This is a genomic window from Saccharopolyspora montiporae, from assembly GCF_015209505.1.
GTDB classification, from domain to species: domain Bacteria; phylum Actinomycetota; class Actinomycetes; order Mycobacteriales; family Pseudonocardiaceae; genus Saccharopolyspora; species Saccharopolyspora montiporae.
The window spans coordinates 51,894-67,614 of the sequence record NZ_JADEYC010000011.1 but is presented as its reverse complement, the minus strand read 5'-3'; the positions used below and the strand labels follow the sequence as shown (position 1 = coordinate 67,614).

Here is a 15,721-nt window from a genome sequence, read left to right as displayed (position 1 = left end):
GGGGCTGGACGGCATGCGCGTGGACGCCGGGTTGGCCAAGCTGCTCGGGCTGTCCCGCAGTGCGGCGGCAGCGCTGGCCGCGGACGGCGACGTCGTGCTGGACGGCAGTCCGGCCGGCAAGTCCGACCGGTTATTGGCCGGATCCTGGCTGGAGGTGTCCCTGCCCCCGGCGGAGACCCCGCTGGAGGTGGTGGCGACCCCGGTCGACGGGCTGCAGATCCTGCACCAGGACGACGACATCGCGGTGGTGGACAAGCCGATCGGCGTCGCGGTGCACCCGAGTCCTGGTTGGGACGGGCCGACCGTGGTCGGCGGGCTGGCCGCGGCGGGCGTGCGCATCGCCACCTCCGGTGCCGCCGAGCGCCAGGGCGTGGTGCACCGGCTCGACGCCGGGACCACCGGGGTGATGGTCGTGGCCAAGAGCGAGCACGCGTACACGGTGCTCAAGCGGGCGTTCAAGGAACGCACCGTGGACAAGCGCTACCAGGCGCTGGTGCAGGGGCATCCGGATCCGAGCGCGGGCACCGTGGACGCGCCGATCGACCGGCATCCGCGGCACGACTACAAGTTCGCGGTGGTGTCCACCGGCAAGCCGAGCGTGACGCACTACGAGACCGCGGAGGCGTTCCGTGCCGCCTCGCTGCTGGACGTCAAGCTGGAAACCGGGCGCACGCACCAGATCCGGGTGCACTTCGCCGCGCTGAACCACCCGTGCGCGGGCGATCTGACCTACGGGGCCGATCCGGTGCTGGCCCGCAAGCTCGGTATCACCAGGCAGTGGTTGCACGCGCGCAGCCTGGCCTTCGAGCACCCCGCGGGCGGCCGCGTCGAGTACACCAGCCCCTATCCGGCCGACCTGCAACACGCTCTGGACGTTCTTCGTGATCAGGACGGGTGATCGGCGGTAACCTGGTGGTGGCGGTGCGCTGGTGCACCGCCGTGCGGTCCGGCCAGGGAGGTTGCGAGATGGTGGAGTCGAACGGCCCGGGTGCGGGATCCGGCGCGGGAGATGCCGCGGGTGCGGGGACTTTCGCGGGTTCGGACGTGCCCACGCCGCCGCGCGGCATCCCGCTGCCGCCACCGGGCCAGGAACCGCCCGGCGACCAGGTACCGGGTTCGGACGTGCCGACCCCGCCGGAGGGCTTCACCAGCCTCGCCGACGTGATCGGTGCCGAGGACGTGGGCGAAGCCGCGCCCGCCGTGTTCGGGGATCCGGGTGCCGCCGGCCGCGCCCCCGGGCAGAGTTCCCCGGGGCAGAGCCCGGCGGGCGAGACCGCCGAGGACTGGCCGACGCTGCAGTACCGCAGCCGCGAGCGGTCCGGGCAGCAGCGCCGCGGGATGTCCGGCTGGCTGCGCCCCGAGTGATGGGTTCCGGTGCCGCGCGGGAGTTCCGCGGCCGTCAGAGGTCGGTGATGTCCCAGTTCAGCGTGCGCCGCTCGTCGTCCGGGGCGGGCCGCCAGCGCAGCGCGGTGAGTTCGGTGCCGTCCGGCAGCACGTACACGGTGTGCCCGCCGGCCGTCTCCCCGGCGGCGACGCCGCTGCGGTAGGGCGGCCGCGAGGACAGCGCCACGGTCGACCCGGCCACCGGGGACCCGTCCGCGGCCAGCAGTTCCAGGTGCGCATCCGGTACCGCCTGGAACGGGATCGGCCCGCGGTTGGTCAGCTCGGTGTGCACCACGACGGCGCGTTCCCCGTCCTTCAGCTCGTAACCGGCTGCGGTGAACAGGAAATCGGCCGGGTCCACCACCTCGACCAGCTTCATGCTCAGCTGCTCGCCCTCCGCGCCCACGACCTCCAGCGCCGAGCCGACCCGGCCGGTGCGCGGCCGGGGCAGAGCCGGGCTGGTGGCGAACTGGCTGCCGGGGGCGTGGTCACCGCGCGCCCAGGACGCGGATCCCGGTGGCCCCCAGGTGGCGACCGGGTCCTGCGCGGGCGGGCGCGGCGGTGGCGGCGCCGGCGCGAAGCCCTGCGGGCCGCTCGGACCGGAGTGCTGCGGCGGGTGCGGGCCGGAATGCGGCCCGGAGTGCGGGTGCGGGACCGGGTGGCCTCCGCTGTGCGCGGGTGGGAAACCCGGCGGCACGGGGTATCCGCCGCTGTTCGGGTGCGCGGGGTAGTGCGGTCCGCTCGGCGGTGTCGCGTGCTGCGCCGCCCACGCCTGGGCGGCGGCGAGCGCGTTGCGGATGCCCTGCTGGTCGCACTCCACACCGATCGATATCGGCAGACCGGTCGTGGACAGCGCGGCCAACCGGGCGCCGACGTCGCGCACGTCCATGTTGAGCCGACCGGCGATGTCCGGGATCGCCGCACGGCCCATCTCGGCGACGACGCTGAGCAGTCGTACGTCAACGGGATCCGGGCCAGCCACGTCGGGCCACGCTACCGGTTCGGGCGGCTCCGCGGTGCGATGCCTCGGGTTGTGCCCGTGCTCCTCCCGAGTGCCGGGCGCGGACTGCTCCGTGCGGCTGGTCCTGCTCCGCGCGTCTGACAGGGCGGTCGCGGTCGGGTTGACTGGTCGGCAGAGCCGACCGGGAGGGGACCGCATGTCCGCCACCGAGCACCCGACCGTCATCGACGCCGATTTCGTGCAGCACCTGCACGAACGCTACGCGGCGCTGCGCGAAGCGGGCCCGGCGCACCGGGTGCGCACCTCGGACGGCCTGCCGGTCTGGGTGGTGACCCGCTACGCCGACGTCCGGGCGGCGCTGGCCGATCCGCGGCTGTCCAAGGATGTGGACGGCGCGCGCCGGATCGTGCAGGACAAGCTGCCCAACGACCAGGTGCGCGGCACCCCCGACGACGCCATCGCCAAGCACATGCTCAACCTCGATCCGCCGGACCACACGCGGATCCGCAAGCTCGTCGTCAAGGCGTTCACCGCGCGCCGGGTGGACGAACTGTGCCCGCGGGTGGAGTGGCTGACCGCGCGGCTGCTGGACGCCTTCGGTGATCGGGATGAGGTCGATCTGCTGGACGCGCTGGCCTTCCCGCTGCCGATCCAGGTGATCTGCGAGCTGCTGGGTGTCGACGAGGCGCACCGCGAGGACTTCCGCACCTGGACGAACACCCTGCTCGACGCCTCCGACCGGGGTGCCGCCGCGGCCGCGGCCGCGGATCTGTCCGGGTACCTGGGGGAGCTGGTCGCGCGCAAGCGCGCCGAGCCGGACGCGGATCTGGTGTCCGGTCTGATCGAAGCCTCCGAGGACGCCGACCGGCTCAGCCGGGATGAGCTGATCAGCATGGTGTTTCTGCTGCTCATCGCCGGGCACGAGACGACCGTGAACCTGATCGGCAACGCCGTGCTGGCGCTGCTGGCCGAGCCCGGCAGGTGGCGGGAGCTGCACGCGGACCCGGGACTGGTCGAGCCGGTGGTGGAGGAGGCCCTGCGGTTCGACAGCCCGGTCATGCACGGCACGTTCCGGCACACAGTGCAGCCGGTGGACATCGGCGGGGTCGAGATCCCCGCGCACGAGGTCGTGTGGGTGTCGATCGCCTCGGCCAACCGAGATCCGCAGCGGTTCGGCGAACCGGACCGGTTCGATCCGCGGCGCGAGGCGCAGGGGCATCTCGCGTTCGGGCACGGCATCCACTTCTGCCTCGGTGCCCAGCTCGCCCGGCTGGAAGGGCGGACCGCGCTGCGACAGCTGTCCGCCCGGTTCCCCGGCCTGCGCGCGGCGCCTGCGCTGCGGGAACCGCAGTGGCGCTACAGCACGCTGATCCGAGGCCTGCGCGAACTACCGGTGCTGCTGCGCTGATCCGGCGGCGACCGGCGCGGGCATCACCGGCGCACGATCACGCTGTACGGGCCGATCTGCCGCTTCACGAACTCCGGCGATGCGAACGCCGCCGGGTCGAAGTAGACGTCGTAGTCGCGGACGTTGGGCTGCTGCGGGAACGCGTCCTCCTTGAGCTGCAGCGCCAGCACTTCCTCGTAGTCCCCGCCGACCTCGGGCTGTTCCGCGTCCTGCGCGCTCGGGCTGTTGCGCAGCACGAACACGTTCGGCGCCGGGAAGGGGCTGCTGTCCAGCCGGTGCAGCAGGTCCTCCGGGTTCGTCGCCTCGGTCCAGGAGGCGATCTCCTCGGCCCGGCCGTCGTAGTCGGCCAGCGGGTTGGCGTAGTGCGGTGTCTCCTGCTGGAAGCCCCAGTAGGGCGCGAACGACATGAGTGTGTAGTCGGTGGACAGCACGATGTTCTCCTGCGGCGGCTTGCCGGTGAGTTCGGCGATCGCCCGCATCTCGTCGTCCAGCCAGGCCCCGTCCTCGGCGGTGTCCGTGCCGCCCACCGCGTTGGTGCCGGTGGGGTAGTAGTCGGAGTAGGCGGCCTCGGTGGAATCCTTGAGCGTGTCGCTGAGCGCGTTCTGGTTGATCGCGACCGCGCCCAGCAGGCCCAGCGAGCCGGCCAGCAGCCCGATGCGCGCGGCGTGCCGCGCGTCCAGCGTGCGCCGCAGGTAGCCGATCAGCTCCAGTAGCCCGAACACGCCCGCGGCGGCCAGCGTCACGTCGAGGATGACGTTCAGCCGGAAGGCCAGCAGTGTGCTCTTGGCCAGCAGCGCCAGGGTGGACAGCAGGAACCAGCCGTACACCGCGACCACGATGGACAGCATCGCGGCGGCGACCTCGCTGCGGGTGCAGCGCAGCAGCAGCCAGGCGAAGCCGGCCAGGCACAGCACGCCGAACACGGTGCTGTCCAGCATCGGCACCGGCAGGAAGGCGCTGTCCTCGGGCAGGTAGTGCTGCGCGGCGCTGCGCGGGTTGTTCAGCAGGAACCCGGTCGACCACAGGTAGGGCAGCCACACGATCAGCGCGATGACCAGGCTGACCAGGCCGATCGGCAGCAGCCGCAGGAACAGCACGCGCGCGGTGGCGCCGGCCGGTGCGCCGCGGTGCACCTTCGACACGCCGATGATCATGGCCATGATCAACACCATGAGCACCGCGAACGCGAAGTGCAGCGTGTAGGTGATCGCCGCGAACCCGACGAACCCGCCGATGCAGGCCAGGGTCCAGCGCGGGGCCCGCTGCTCGCGGCGCAGGGCGTGCCAGCACAGCACGGCCACCGGCGGCAGCAGGGCGGCGGACGGCCAGGCGTAGGGTTCCTCGATCCCGTGCAGCATCCCGGACAGGCCGGTCACCACCGCGGCCAGCAGCGCGAGCCTGCGCCGCACCACGACGCTCCACACGGTGAACGCGAGCACGGTGGTCACCGCCACCCAGGCCAGCGCGTACGGCTTGTAGGCGGCCCAGCCCTCCCAGCCGATGAGGTTGGCGAACCGCCCGCCGAGCCAGAACCAGCCCGCCGGGTAGTAGGGGGCCGTTTCGGCGTAGTTCATGTCGGCGAGCCCGGCCGTGCTGGCCATCCGCGTCATGTACTGCATGCGGAAGCCGTTGTCCACCGAGGACCCGCCGTAGTAGAAGCGCGTGCTCTGCAGCGGAAGGGCCAAGGCCAACGTGGACAGCGAACTCAGCGCCACCCAGCTGCCCAGCAGCCGCAGCCACCGCGGCGAGCGGCGGTGGCCGAACGCCAGCAGCGCGAACAGGACCAGCAGCACGACGGCCGACGAGGCCGCGGCCAGGGCTTCCGGTGCGAAGCTCGGTTCGACGATGGTGAACCGGGACACCGCGAACTGCAGCAGCAGGCTCACCAGGGCTGCGGTCGCGGACCCGAGTACCAGCTCGCCGAGCGTGCTGCGCAGCGTGAGCCGCACCGCCGAATCGCGCCGTGGTTCATCGATCGGACTCGGGCCGGTCAGCACCGGTGTGGGGACGATTCCCGCCACTGAGCTAGTCCTTTGGCGACAGTTGACAGATGTCGCCGCGCAGAATAGTTGATGAGCCCACTGCATCCGGGTGTCGGGTGATGCGGATCGCCGGTGGGCGCAGGCTAGGGTGGCCGACGCCCGGGGGTCGCCCGGGAACCGCGTGCCCGAGGGGGCTCGATCGCGTGTCCGAGGAGGTCGGCGTGCCGGACAGGCAGGAGGACCCGGACGACGGCGGCGCTCCGGACTCGCCGTCCGAGCCGGCTGCCGCCGAGTCGGACGCGGCGCTCGACGGCTTCCTGCCGCCCCCGCCGGTCCCGCGGCCGGTGGTCCGGGCGGATCTGCTACCTGCGTTGAGCGCGGCGTCGTTGATCGCGCTGCTCGGCGTGCCGCTGGGCTGGATCTGGTCCCGGTTGGCCCCGCCGGAGCACGGCGTGCTGGCCCCGGGCGGAACCACCTCCTCGCTGGTCGAGTCCTACCACGAGTTCGATGCACTGGCGCTGTTCTTGCTGCTCAGCGCGGGTTTCGGCGTGCTGGTCGGTGCCGTGCTGTGGCTGGTGCGCAGTCGCCGCGGGCCGGTGCTGCTGGTGGGTGCCGCGATCGGCTCGCTGCTGGCGGCATGGCTGGGCATGCAGCTGGGCGGTTCGTTCGCGGCGGCGCTGCACCCGCCGCCGGCGGATCCGGCGGTGGGGCAGCCGGTCGCTCGGGCCCCGGAGATCGGCACCGGGTGGGCCGTGCTGGTGCAGCCGCTGACCTGCGCGCTGACCTACGGGCTGGCGGCGTCCTGGAACGGGTTCGACGACCTCGGCAGGCGCAGCTAGCCCGGCTCAGTTCGTGCTGGTCTCGTGCGCGAACTCGGTCAGCGGTGCCGGAACCGCGCGTAGCTCGCGCAGGAACTCGGCTTCGCGCAGCAGCAGCCCGCGCACGCTGCGCAGCCGGGCCAGCGGGTCGGTCTCGGCCAGTAGCGACTGCCGGTCCTCGACGGTGAGCACGCTGTCGTCGGCCAGCCGGTAGGCGAGGTCCGCCGGGTCGGTGTCCTCGGCGAACTCGGTCGCCCCGCCGCGCAGGCCGGTCTCGTGGTAGCGCCGGTGCGCCGCGCGGGCCGCGTCGACGAGCCGGGCGCGGCGCTGTGGCCCGTCGTCCGGTGGCGGGTCGTCCGGCAGCGGTTCGACCCGGGCCATGAGGTAGGGCGCGGACGTGCTGTCGATCTGCAGCAGGCGGAAGCGCTGCCCGCCGGTGGCGTTGACGTCGAACCGGCCCGCGGGCAGCTGGCGGACCTGGCCGAGCTCGGCGGTGCACCCGACGTCGTACATCGAGTCCACGTTGTCGTCGCCGACCTCCCAGCCCTGGCGGATGCCCACGACGCCGAACGTGCGGTCCGGGAGCACCTCGTTGGCCAGGTCGTCGATCAGCCGCCGGTAGCGCGGCTCGAAGATGTGCAGCGGCAGGTCGCCGCCGGGCAGCAACACGGAACCCAAGGGGAACAGCGCAAGCGTGTCCATCACCGTTCCAACCTACGTTGTGGCCGGGCGTGTGGCAGTCGCTCGGCGCCGGTGTGTTCTCGGTCCGGTTCAGTTCCCCGGTCCCGGCGGGCGGAACACGGCGAACGGATCGGTGACCGCCAGATCTCGGGAGGCGAACCGGAACAGCGCGGGCGGTCGTCCGCCCGCGGGGCCGGCCGGCACGGTGTCGCCGGTCGGTTCCAGGGCGCCGCGCCGGGTGAGCACGCGCTGCAGGTTGGTGGCCGCGACCTCGTAGCCCAGTGCCGCGGAGTAGATGCGCCGCAGCTCGGAGACGGTGAACTCGGCGGGGGCCAGCGCGAATCCGATGTTGGTGTAGGAGAGCTTGGCGCGCAGGCGGTCCCGGGCCGCGTGCACGATCTGCTCGTGGTCGAAGGCGGTCTCGGGCAGTTCGTCGACGGGCCACCACGCGGTGTCGGCGGGGATCTCCGGGTCGACGCTGGTGGGGACCAGGGCCAGGAACGCGGTGGCCACCAGGCGCGCTCCCGGCACCCGGTCGGGCCTGCTGAACACGGCGAGCTGCTCGACGTGGCTGAGCGTGCGCACATCGACCTTCTCGGCGAGCTGCCGGCGCACCGAGGTCTCCACGTCCTCGTCGGCGGCGAGCTTGCCACCGGGCAGTGACCAGCGGTGCACGTCCGGTTGGCGGGCGCGCTGCCACAGCAGCACCCCGACCCGCCCGTCCCGGATGCGCAGCACCGCGCCCAGCACTTCGTGACCAAGGTCCCGGGTCGATGTCCGGTTCGCGGTGTTAGGATCCGGCATGTTTTCGATTGTAAGGCGAAAACTTGAACCGGAGGTCCCGGGGGCGCCGGTGGAGACCACCCGGCGGCGAGGAGGACGACGTGACCGCGACTGCGCAGTGGCAGCGGACCGAGGCGGGCTACACCGGGGTGCAACCGGACGCCGAATGGGCGCGGGAGGTGCGGGAGCTGGCGGCGCAGCGCGACGCGGTCCTGCTCGCGCACAACTACCAGCTGCCGGAGATCCAGGACATCGCCGATCACACCGGTGACTCGCTGGCGCTGAGCCGCATCGCCGCGGACAGCACCGCGAGCACCATCGTGTTCTGCGGGGTGCACTTCATGGCCGAGACGGCCAAGATCCTCAGCCCCGGCAAGACGGTGCTGATCCCGGACGAGCGCGCCGGCTGCTCGCTGGCCGACTCCATCACCGCCGAGCAGCTGCGCGAGTGGCGCGGGCGCCATCCGGACGCGGTGGTGGTGTCCTACGTGAACACCACCGCGGAGGTGAAGGCCGAAACCGACATCTGCTGCACCTCGTCCAACGCGGTGGAGGTGGTGCGCTCGGTGCCCGCCGACCGCGAGGTCCTGTTCTGCCCGGACCAGTTCCTCGGCGCGCACGTGCGGCGGATGACCGGGCGGTCGAACATGCACGTGTGGGCCGGTGAATGCCACGTGCACGCGGGGATCAACGGTGCGGAGCTGGCCGAGCGGGCCGCCGCCGAACCCGATGCGGAGCTGTTCGTGCACCCGGAGTGCGGCTGCGCGACCTCGGCGCTGTACCTGGCCGGAACGGGTGCGGTCGACGACGAACGGGTCAAGATCCTGTCCACCGGCGGGATGCTGGAGGCGGCCCGGACCAGCGGGGCCGATTCGGTGCTCGTGGCCACCGAGGTCGGCATGCTGCACCAACTGCGCCGGGCCGCGCCGGACATCGACTTCCGCGCGGTCAACGACCGGGCCTCCTGCCGGTACATGAAGATGATCACTCCCGCCGCGCTGCTGCGCTGCCTGCGCGAGGGCGCCGACGAGGTGCGGGTGGCGGAGCGGACCGCGCAGCGCGCGCGGGCCAGCGTCGAGCGGATGGTGCGGATCGGGAATCCGGGAGGCGGCGAATGAGCTGGGAGGCGCACGCCGACCTGTTGGTGGTGGGGACCGGTGTGGCCGGGCTGACCGCGGCGCTGCGCGCTCGGGAACTGGGGTTGCGCGTGCTGGTCATCAGCAAGGACGACGCGCTGGCGGGCAACACCGGATGGGCGCAGGGCGGGATCGCGGTGCACCGCGATGAGGACGGCGACCCCGGGGACAGCCTGGGCGCGCACGTCCAGGACACGCTGCTGGCCGGTGCCGGGCTGTGCTCGCGTCCGGCGGTGACCGGCATCCTGTCCGCCGGGGGCGCCGCAGTACGCCGGTTGTGCGAGCTCGGCGCGCGGTTCGACGCCGATGCCGCTGGGAGCCTGGACCGCACCCGGGAAGGCGGGCACAGCGCGTTCCGGGTGATCCACGCGGGTGGGGACGCCACCGGCGCCGAAGTGCAGCGGGCGCTCGGGGATTCGGCGCGCGAAGGCGGGATCGCGGTGCTGGAGCGGCATTGCGTGGCCGAGCTGGTCCGCGGGTCGCGCGGCGCGGTGACCGGTGCGCTGGCCATCGACGCCGAAGGGCGCACCGGACTGCTGCGCGCACCCGCGGTCCTCCTGGCTACCGGCGGGCTCGGCCAGCTCTACGAGGCGACGACGAACCCCGACGTGTCCACTGCGGACGGTGTCGCGCTGGCGCTGCGGGCCGGTGCCGCGGTGGCCGATCTGGAGTTCGTCCAGTTCCACCCCACGGTGCTGTACGCGCCGGGGGCTCCGCGCGGCCGTCGCCCCCTGGTCACCGAGGCCGTGCGGGGAGAGGGCGCGGTGCTGGTCGACGCCCGCGGGCAGCGGGTGATGCGCGACGAGCACCAGCTGGCCGATCTGGCCCCGCGGGATGTCGTGTCCGCCGCGATCGCGCGGCGGATGGCCGAAACCGGGACCGACCACGTGTACTTGGATGCCACCGGGATCTCCGCGCAGTTCAGCGATCGGTTCCCCACGGTGCTGGCCGCCTGCGCGCAGGCGGGGATCGATCCGCGCCGCGAACCGGTCCCGGTCACCACGGCCGCGCACTACGCGTGCGGCGGCGTGGTGTCCACCGTGCACGGGCGGACGGGGGTCACCGGGCTGTACGCGGCCGGTGAGGTCGCCCGCACCGGCCTGCACGGCGCCAACCGGCTCGCCTCGAACAGCCTGTTGGAAGGGCTCGTGGTCGGGCAGCAGGCCGCCGAGGCCGCCGGCGCCGACCTGCGTTCCGGAGTGCTGGCCGCCGAGTCGCCGGACCGGGCCGCGCCGCCGCCCGCCCAGCCGGTCGTCGACCGGGACCTGCTGCAGCGCACCATGAGCCGTCGCGCCGGGATCGGGCGCAGCGCCGCGGGATTGGCGGAGGCGGCCCGGGTGCTCGACCGCGGGTCGGTGGCCCGGCCGCTGAGCACCCGGCAGGCCGTCGAAGACTCGGCGCTGCTGCTGACCGCCCAGGCGTTGCTGACCGCAGCGGCGCAACGCACCGAATCGCGCGGCAGCCACCGCAGGACGGATTTCCCGCAGCCGGACCGGGAGCTGCGCCGCAGTACGGCGCTGCGCCTGGACGTGTCCGGATTCCTGCTCGGTGCGGACACCGCGGTGTCGGAGGTGGCGGCGTGAGTGTCGATCGGGACAGCGCGCTGCAGGTCGTGCGCACCGCGCTGCGCGAGGACCTGCGGCACGGTCCGGACGCCACCACCGAGGCCACCGTGCCCGCCGAGGCGGTGGCCGAGGCCGGGTTCAACACCCGCTCGGCGGGGGTGCTGGCCGGTGTGCCGGTGGTGCGCGCGGTGCTGGACGAGGTCATCGGAGCCGACCGCTACACGGTGCTCGCCGAACGCGCGGACGGCGACCGGGTGCGGGCGGAGGACTGCGCGTTGCGCGTGCGGGCTCCGGTGCGCGGACTGCTCACCGCCGAGCGCACCGCGCTGAACCTGTTGTGCCACCTGTCCGGCATCGCTTCGCGCACCCGGCAGTGGGTCGATGCGGTCTCCGGCACGGGCTGCGTCATCCGGGACAGCCGCAAGACGCTGCCGGGCATGCGTGACCTGCAGAAGTACGCGGTGCGCTGCGGTGGTGGCCGCAACCACCGGATGGGACTCGGCGACGCGCTGCTGATCAAGGACAACCACGTGGTCGCGGCCGGCTCGGTGGTGGCGGCGGTGCGCGCCTGCCGCCTGCGGGCCCCGGACCTGCCGATGGAAGTCGAAGTGTCCACAGTGGATGAATTGGCCGAGGTGCTGGACGAGGACGTGGACCTGGTGCTGCTGGACAACTTCACCCCGCAGCAGTGTGCGGCGGCGGTCGCGCTGGTGCGCGAACGCGGGTGCGGCACCGAACTGGAGGCGTCCGGCGGGCTGACGCTGCAGCACGCGCGGGAGTACGCCGCGACCGGCGTCGGCTACCTCGCGGTCGGCGGGCTCACGCACTCGGCCCCGAGCCTGGACCTGGGTCTGGACATGTGAGCCGCGGGGGTTCGTGCCGCTCGGGAAGCGGTCGGGCACGATCGGCGGCTATGACCGAGCAGAGCCGTGCCCCCGCCATCTCGCCCCTGCTGGCCGGAGCCGAGCGCGCCCGCAGGCCCACCGGCCCGGTGGTAGGCATCGTCGTGGCGCTGGTGTGCCTGTTGGTGGGGCAGCTGCTGGCCGGGTTCGCGCTGATCCCGCTGTTCGGCGCCGACCCGGTCGAGCTGCTCACCGGGCGGATGGGCCTGGCCACCCAGCAGGCCACGATGCTGAGTTTCGGCGGGGCTGTGCTGCTGCTGTGGCTGTGGATGGCCGGCAAGGAGCGCCGCCCGTTCGGCAGCATCGGGTTCACCACCGGCGGCCGCCCGCTGACCCACCTCGCGCTGGGCGCGGTCGTGGCCGCGGTCCTGGTGTCGATCCCGGTGCTGCTCGGCCTGCTCAGCGGCGCCTCCACCTCCGGTGCGGCCCGCGCGGGGATCGGCGTCGTGCTGGTGGCGCTGACCGGCTTCGCGGTGCAGGCCACCACCGAGGAGGTCGTCACCCGCGGATACCTGCTGCAGGTCACCTTTCGCCGGTGGGGACTCGTGGCGGCGGTGCTCGTGCAGGCCGCCGTGTTCGCCGCGCTGCACGGGGTGAACATGCACTTCAGCTGGGTCGCGCTGGTCAACATCGCGCTCATCGGGGTGCTGCTGGCGCTGTGGGCGCTGGCCGAAGGCGGTCTGTGGGGCGTGTGTGCCTTCCACGTGGTGTGGAACTGGTTGCAGGGCAACGTCTACGGCATCCCGGTGTCCGGAATGGACCTGCAGGCGACGCTGCTGCGGACCGTGCCGGTGCCCGGTAGTGAGGACCTGCTCACCGGCGGTGGCTTCGGCGTGGAGGGCAGCCTGGTCACCACGGCGGTCCTGCTGGCCGGGGCGGTCGTCGCGCACATCGCGTTCCGGCGCGCGCGGTCCTAGTCAGCCCAGCAGCGCGCCCGCCGCCATCCCAACCGCCACGAGCAGTACGACCACCGCGAACGCGCGGCGCACCAGCTCGCCCGGCAGCCGGTGGGCCAGCCGTCCGGCGGGCACCGAGGCCAGCAGCGCGGTGACCGCGAACACCGCCAGGACGCCGAGGTCCACGCCCTGCAGATCGCTGAGGTGGGCCAGCAGCCCGCCCGCCGAATTGACCGTGACCACCACCAGCGAGGTCGCCACCGCCTGGCCCGCGGACAGGCCGAGCAGCACTGTCAGCGCGGGCACCACGAGGAAACCGCCGCCCACGCCGAACAAACCCGTCAGCACGCCCACACCGGCACCGGTCAGCGCGGATCGCGGCAGGCACCTGCGCCAGTCGAACGCCCCACCCGCGGTGTGGCAGTGGTCCACGCCGGCATCGTCGCCGCGCAGCATCCGGACCGCCACCACCGCCATGAGCACGGAAAAACCCAGCAGCAGCAGGTCGTCGTCGAGGGTCCGGCTGAGCGCGGTCCCGGCGAACGAACCCGGTACGCCGCTCGCGGCGAAGACCGCCGCCACCGGCCAGCGGACCTGGCGCAGCCGGGGCCGGGACAGCAGTCCGCCGAGCGAGGACAGCGCGACCACGGCCAGCGCGGTCGGGATGGCGGTCGCCGGCGATTGGCCGGCGCCGTGCACCAGCACCGGCAGTGCGAGGACGGAACCGCCGGCACCGAGCAGGCCCATGCACAGGCCGAGGACGATGCCGGCGGCGGCGATCAGCGGCACGGTCGACTCAGCGAGCCGGATCCGCGCCGGTCAGCGCGGACAGCAGGTCGTCGGCGTCGTGCTGCGGGGTCCGGTTGTACGGCAGCAGGGACAGCGCCTTGGCCATGCCGCAGGTGTCGGTGATCGCGGCGAAGGTCAGCCCGCCGCCGATGAACGCGGCGACCCACTTCAGCTTCGGGACGAACCGGCTGCCGAGGACGCTGGTCAGCACTACCGATCCGGCCACCAGGCGGACCTGGCGTTCCATGGCCCACTTCCCGCGACCGCGCTCCAGCGGCGCGTCGGACCGGTCCCAGGCGTCCACGCCGCCTCCGAGCACGGTGAGTTCGTCGAACCCGGACTCGGCCAGCAGGGTGCGTGCCTGCTCGGCGCGGTTGCCGGTGCGGCACACCAGCACCACCGGGTCGGTGTGCTCGGTGGCCAGCGCGCCGCGGTGCCGCTGCAGCAGGTCCAGCGGGACGTTGCGCGAGCCGGGGATGTGCGCCGACTCGAATTCACCCGGGGTGCGCACGTCGATGACGCGGGCGCGCGGGTGGCTGGTGCGCAGTTCGCGCACCTGGTGGACATCCGATGTGGACGGTAAAGCGGTCATGGTCGTCCTTCCGGACTCGTGGCGGGCTGCTGCCCACGGTTGATGTTGCGCGATAAGAGATTTCAGCCGGTTGCCAGCGGAACGCCCGCCTGGCCCGCGGTGGCGAACTGGTCGTCCACGACCACGGCGGTCCGCCCGGCCGACTCCAGCAGTGAGGCCGCGGCGGTGGCCCGGTACCCGCTGCCGCAGTGCACCCAGACGGTTCCGGCCGGGATCTCGGCCAGCCGCCGGGGGAGTTCGTACAGCGGAACGTGCACGGCATCGACCACGTGCGCATCGTTCCACTCGTTGTTGGTGCGCACGTCCAGCACCACGTCCGGCCCGGGCAGGTCGCCGGGAGCCCCGGACAGCGCGGCGGCCAGTTCCGGGAAGCCCGCCACCGGCGTGCTGGTCAGCTGGTCCGGACGGGCGGCTAGCTCGGCGGGCTGCCCGGTGGCCGCGGCGGCGAACGCGTCGATGCCGATCCGCGCCAGTTCCCGCTGCGCGTCGGCGACCTGGGCGGGGGTTTCGCCGAGCAGGGTGATCGGGGCACCCCAGTCGATCATCCAGCCCAGCCAGGTGGCCATCGGACCGTCCAGCCCTAGGCTGATGGTCCCGGTGAGGTGGGCGGCCACATAGGCTGTGCGCGAGCGCAGGTCGACCACCCACTCGCCGCGCCGCAGCCGCTCGGCGAGCTCGGTGGCGTCGGCGCGGGTCGGTGCGCGCAGGTCGAGCGGCTCCGGCCCCGCGGCGTTGCGCACGCCCATGTGCGCGTAGTAGGCGGGATAGACGTCCAGGCCGGCCAGCGTGGTCTCGACGAAGTCCTGCTCGCCCAGCGACAGCGCCGGGTTGACCGCCCACTGCTCGCCGATGGTCGAGGACTCGCCGCTCGCCTGGCTCGCCGAGCAGAAGCTGCCGAACCCGTGCGTGGGCCAGATGCGCGCCCCCTGCGGGAGCAGGTCGGCCAGCTTGTGCGCGGAGGCGTGCTGGTGGCGGGCGAGCTCCTCGCTGTGCTCCTCGCCGAGCAGGTCGGTGCGCCCGGTGGTGCCGTACAGCAGCGAACCGCCGGTGAACACGCCGATCGGCCGGTCGTCGTGCAGCAGCACGTAGGACAGGTGGTGGAACGTGTGCCCCGGGGTGGCCACCGCGCGCACCCGCAGCCGCGGCGCGACCTCCAGCTCATCGTCGGGATGTAGCGGCAGGTGGCGGAACGGGACCTCGTCGGCGGCGTGGATGGCGTAGTCGGCGCCGGTCAGCCGGGCTAGTTCCAGCCCGCCGGAGACGTAGTCGTTGTGCACGTGCGTCTCCAGGACCAGTGCGATGCGCACGCCCAGCCGACCCGCCAGCGCGAGGACCCGGTCCACGTCGCGCTGCGGGTCGACCACCACGGCCAGCTCGCCGTCGGTGGCCAGGTAGCTCCGGTCGCCGAGCGACGAGGTCTCGATGACCTCGACGTGGACCTCGTCGGGCAGCGGTGCAGTCGTCATGGTGTCACTCCAGTACCCCGGGGGGTGTATTCGATTCCGGAGGAGCCGCCCGAGGGCGGGCGCGGTGCTCAGGCCAAGGCCAGGAAGAGCCGCTCCAGCTCCTGCTCGGTCATCTCCGGTTCCTCGCCATCCTCGCGGGACTGCTGGCAGTGCCGCATCCCGCTGGCCACGATCTTGAAACCGGCACGGTCGAGAGCTCGGGAAACGGCGGCGAGCTGGGTCAGCACGGCGGCGCAGTCCGAGCCCTCCTCGATGGCCTCGATCACGCCGGTCAGCTGGCCCTGCGCCCGGCGCAGCCGGACGACCGCATCGCCGACCAGTTCGGGTTTCATCTCCATGTTTTCGCCTCCTGGGTCCAA

Annotated in this window: 16 protein-coding genes; 8 read left to right on the top strand and 8 right to left on the bottom strand. The window is 73.0% G+C overall.

From position 1 onward, the window contains the following. Positions 1-13: 13 nt before the first annotated feature. Positions 14-898 carry an RluA family pseudouridine synthase gene (locus IQ251_RS07260; protein ID WP_193927736.1) on the top strand — a complete coding sequence of 295 codons (885 nt, stop codon included), beginning with the start codon at positions 14-16 and terminating at the stop codon, positions 896-898. A gap of 68 nt (positions 899-966) precedes the next feature. After that, entirely contained in the window at positions 967-1,365 is a 399-nt protein-coding gene (locus tag IQ251_RS07255; protein ID WP_228046305.1) for a hypothetical protein, read from the top strand. A gap of 34 nt (positions 1,366-1,399) precedes the next feature. On the opposite strand, the gene IQ251_RS07250 is transcribed toward IQ251_RS07255, so the two are convergent. Beyond that, positions 1,400-2,365 carry an AsnC family protein gene (locus IQ251_RS07250; RefSeq protein WP_193927692.1) on the bottom strand — a complete coding sequence of 322 codons (966 nt, stop codon included), beginning with the start codon at positions 2,363-2,365 and terminating at the stop codon, positions 1,400-1,402. A 175-nt stretch (positions 2,366-2,540) separates the two neighbouring features. On the opposite strand from IQ251_RS07250, the gene IQ251_RS07245 reads away from it, so the two are divergent. Next, positions 2,541-3,752: a cytochrome P450 family protein gene (locus IQ251_RS07245; RefSeq protein WP_193927691.1), complete on the top strand. Its 1,212-nt coding sequence runs from the start codon at positions 2,541-2,543 to the stop codon at positions 3,750-3,752. Between the two features lie 23 nt (positions 3,753-3,775). Here IQ251_RS07245 and IQ251_RS07240 read toward each other — a convergent pair whose 3' ends face one another. Beyond that, the gene (locus tag IQ251_RS07240) at positions 3,776-5,773 is read right to left on the bottom strand and encodes an arabinofuranosyltransferase (protein ID WP_370591246.1); all 1,998 of its coding nucleotides are present in this window, start codon (positions 5,771-5,773) and stop codon (positions 3,776-3,778) included. A 182-nt stretch (positions 5,774-5,955) separates the two neighbouring features. Here IQ251_RS07240 and IQ251_RS07235 point away from each other — a divergent pair, with 182 nt between their 5' ends. Further along, the gene (locus tag IQ251_RS07235; protein WP_370591245.1) at positions 5,956-6,573 is read left to right on the top strand and encodes a DUF2567 domain-containing protein; all 618 of its coding nucleotides are present in this window, start codon (positions 5,956-5,958) and stop codon (positions 6,571-6,573) included. Positions 6,574-6,579: 6 nt separating this feature from the next. Here the strand turns inward: IQ251_RS07235 and IQ251_RS07230 are convergent, their stop codons facing one another. Both IQ251_RS07230 and IQ251_RS07225 read right to left on the bottom strand, forming a co-directional pair. Then, on the bottom strand, positions 6,580-7,254 hold the full coding sequence (locus IQ251_RS07230; protein WP_193927732.1) for an LON peptidase substrate-binding domain-containing protein: 675 nt from the start codon (positions 7,252-7,254) through the stop codon (positions 6,580-6,582). Positions 7,255-7,323: 69 nt separating this feature from the next. Then, positions 7,324-8,037, bottom strand: coding sequence for an NUDIX hydrolase (locus IQ251_RS07225; protein WP_193927690.1), 714 nt, complete (start codon positions 8,035-8,037; stop codon positions 7,324-7,326). 80 nt (positions 8,038-8,117) lie between these two features. Here IQ251_RS07225 and nadA point away from each other — a divergent pair, with 80 nt between their 5' ends. Genes nadA through IQ251_RS07205 form a run of 4 tightly spaced genes read left to right on the top strand, consistent with a single transcriptional unit; the run spans position 8,118 to position 12,536 of the window. Then, positions 8,118-9,134 (top strand): quinolinate synthase NadA, encoded by a 1,017-nt coding sequence (gene nadA, locus IQ251_RS07220; protein WP_193927689.1) that lies wholly within the window; start codon positions 8,118-8,120, stop codon positions 9,132-9,134. After that, complete coding sequence (locus tag IQ251_RS07215) at positions 9,131-10,735, top strand: L-aspartate oxidase (protein WP_193927688.1); 1,605 nt, start codon at positions 9,131-9,133, stop codon at positions 10,733-10,735. Before nadA ends, IQ251_RS07215 begins: the two co-directional genes overlap by 4 nt. Next, entirely contained in the window at positions 10,732-11,580 is an 849-nt protein-coding gene (gene nadC, locus IQ251_RS07210; RefSeq protein ID WP_193927687.1) for a carboxylating nicotinate-nucleotide diphosphorylase, read from the top strand. The genes IQ251_RS07215 and nadC overlap by 4 nt, the downstream gene beginning before the upstream one ends. A 50-nt stretch (positions 11,581-11,630) precedes the next feature. Then, complete coding sequence (locus IQ251_RS07205) at positions 11,631-12,536, top strand: CPBP family intramembrane glutamic endopeptidase (protein WP_193927686.1); 906 nt, start codon at positions 11,631-11,633, stop codon at positions 12,534-12,536. Here the strand turns inward: IQ251_RS07205 and IQ251_RS07200 are convergent, their stop codons facing one another. From IQ251_RS07200 to IQ251_RS07185, 4 genes are all read right to left on the bottom strand, one after another. Further along, positions 12,537-13,304 (bottom strand): sulfite exporter TauE/SafE family protein, encoded by a 768-nt coding sequence (locus IQ251_RS07200; protein WP_370591244.1) that lies wholly within the window; start codon positions 13,302-13,304, stop codon positions 12,537-12,539. It abuts the gene before it with no gap. Between the two features lie 7 nt (positions 13,305-13,311). Further along, the gene (locus IQ251_RS07195) at positions 13,312-13,896 is read right to left on the bottom strand and encodes a rhodanese-like domain-containing protein (RefSeq protein WP_193927685.1); all 585 of its coding nucleotides are present in this window, start codon (positions 13,894-13,896) and stop codon (positions 13,312-13,314) included. Positions 13,897-13,958: 62 nt separating this feature from the next. Continuing rightward, entirely contained in the window at positions 13,959-15,362 is a 1,404-nt protein-coding gene (locus IQ251_RS07190) for an MBL fold metallo-hydrolase (RefSeq protein ID WP_193927684.1), read from the bottom strand. A gap of 68 nt (positions 15,363-15,430) precedes the next feature. Continuing rightward, positions 15,431-15,700 carry a metal-sensitive transcriptional regulator gene (locus IQ251_RS07185; RefSeq protein ID WP_193927683.1) on the bottom strand — a complete coding sequence of 90 codons (270 nt, stop codon included), beginning with the start codon at positions 15,698-15,700 and terminating at the stop codon, positions 15,431-15,433. Between the last annotated feature and the right edge of the window lie 21 nt (positions 15,701-15,721).

Bases quoted from the DNA above. Each gene is read 5' to 3' on its own strand.
- IQ251_RS07260 (WP_193927736.1), top strand. From the start codon at position 14: ATGCGCGTGGACGCCGGGTTGGCCAAGCTGCTCGGGCTGTCCCGCAGT.
- IQ251_RS07255 (WP_228046305.1), top strand. From the start codon at position 967: ATGGTGGAGTCGAACGGCCCGGGTGCGGGATCCGGCGCGGGAGATGCC.
- IQ251_RS07245 (WP_193927691.1), top strand. From the start codon at position 2,541: ATGTCCGCCACCGAGCACCCGACCGTCATCGACGCCGATTTCGTGCAG.
- IQ251_RS07230 (WP_193927732.1), bottom strand. From the start codon at position 7,254: ATGGACACGCTTGCGCTGTTCCCCTTGGGTTCCGTGTTGCTGCCCGGC.
- IQ251_RS07225 (WP_193927690.1), bottom strand. From the start codon at position 8,037: ATGCCGGATCCTAACACCGCGAACCGGACATCGACCCGGGACCTTGGT.
- IQ251_RS07215 (WP_193927688.1), top strand. From the start codon at position 9,131: ATGAGCTGGGAGGCGCACGCCGACCTGTTGGTGGTGGGGACCGGTGTG.
- IQ251_RS07205 (WP_193927686.1), top strand. From the start codon at position 11,631: ATGACCGAGCAGAGCCGTGCCCCCGCCATCTCGCCCCTGCTGGCCGGA.
- IQ251_RS07195 (WP_193927685.1), bottom strand. From the start codon at position 13,896: ATGACCGCTTTACCGTCCACATCGGATGTCCACCAGGTGCGCGAACTG.
- IQ251_RS07190 (WP_193927684.1), bottom strand. From the start codon at position 15,362: ATGACGACTGCACCGCTGCCCGACGAGGTCCACGTCGAGGTCATCGAG.
- IQ251_RS07185 (WP_193927683.1), bottom strand. From the start codon at position 15,700: ATGGAGATGAAACCCGAACTGGTCGGCGATGCGGTCGTCCGGCTGCGC.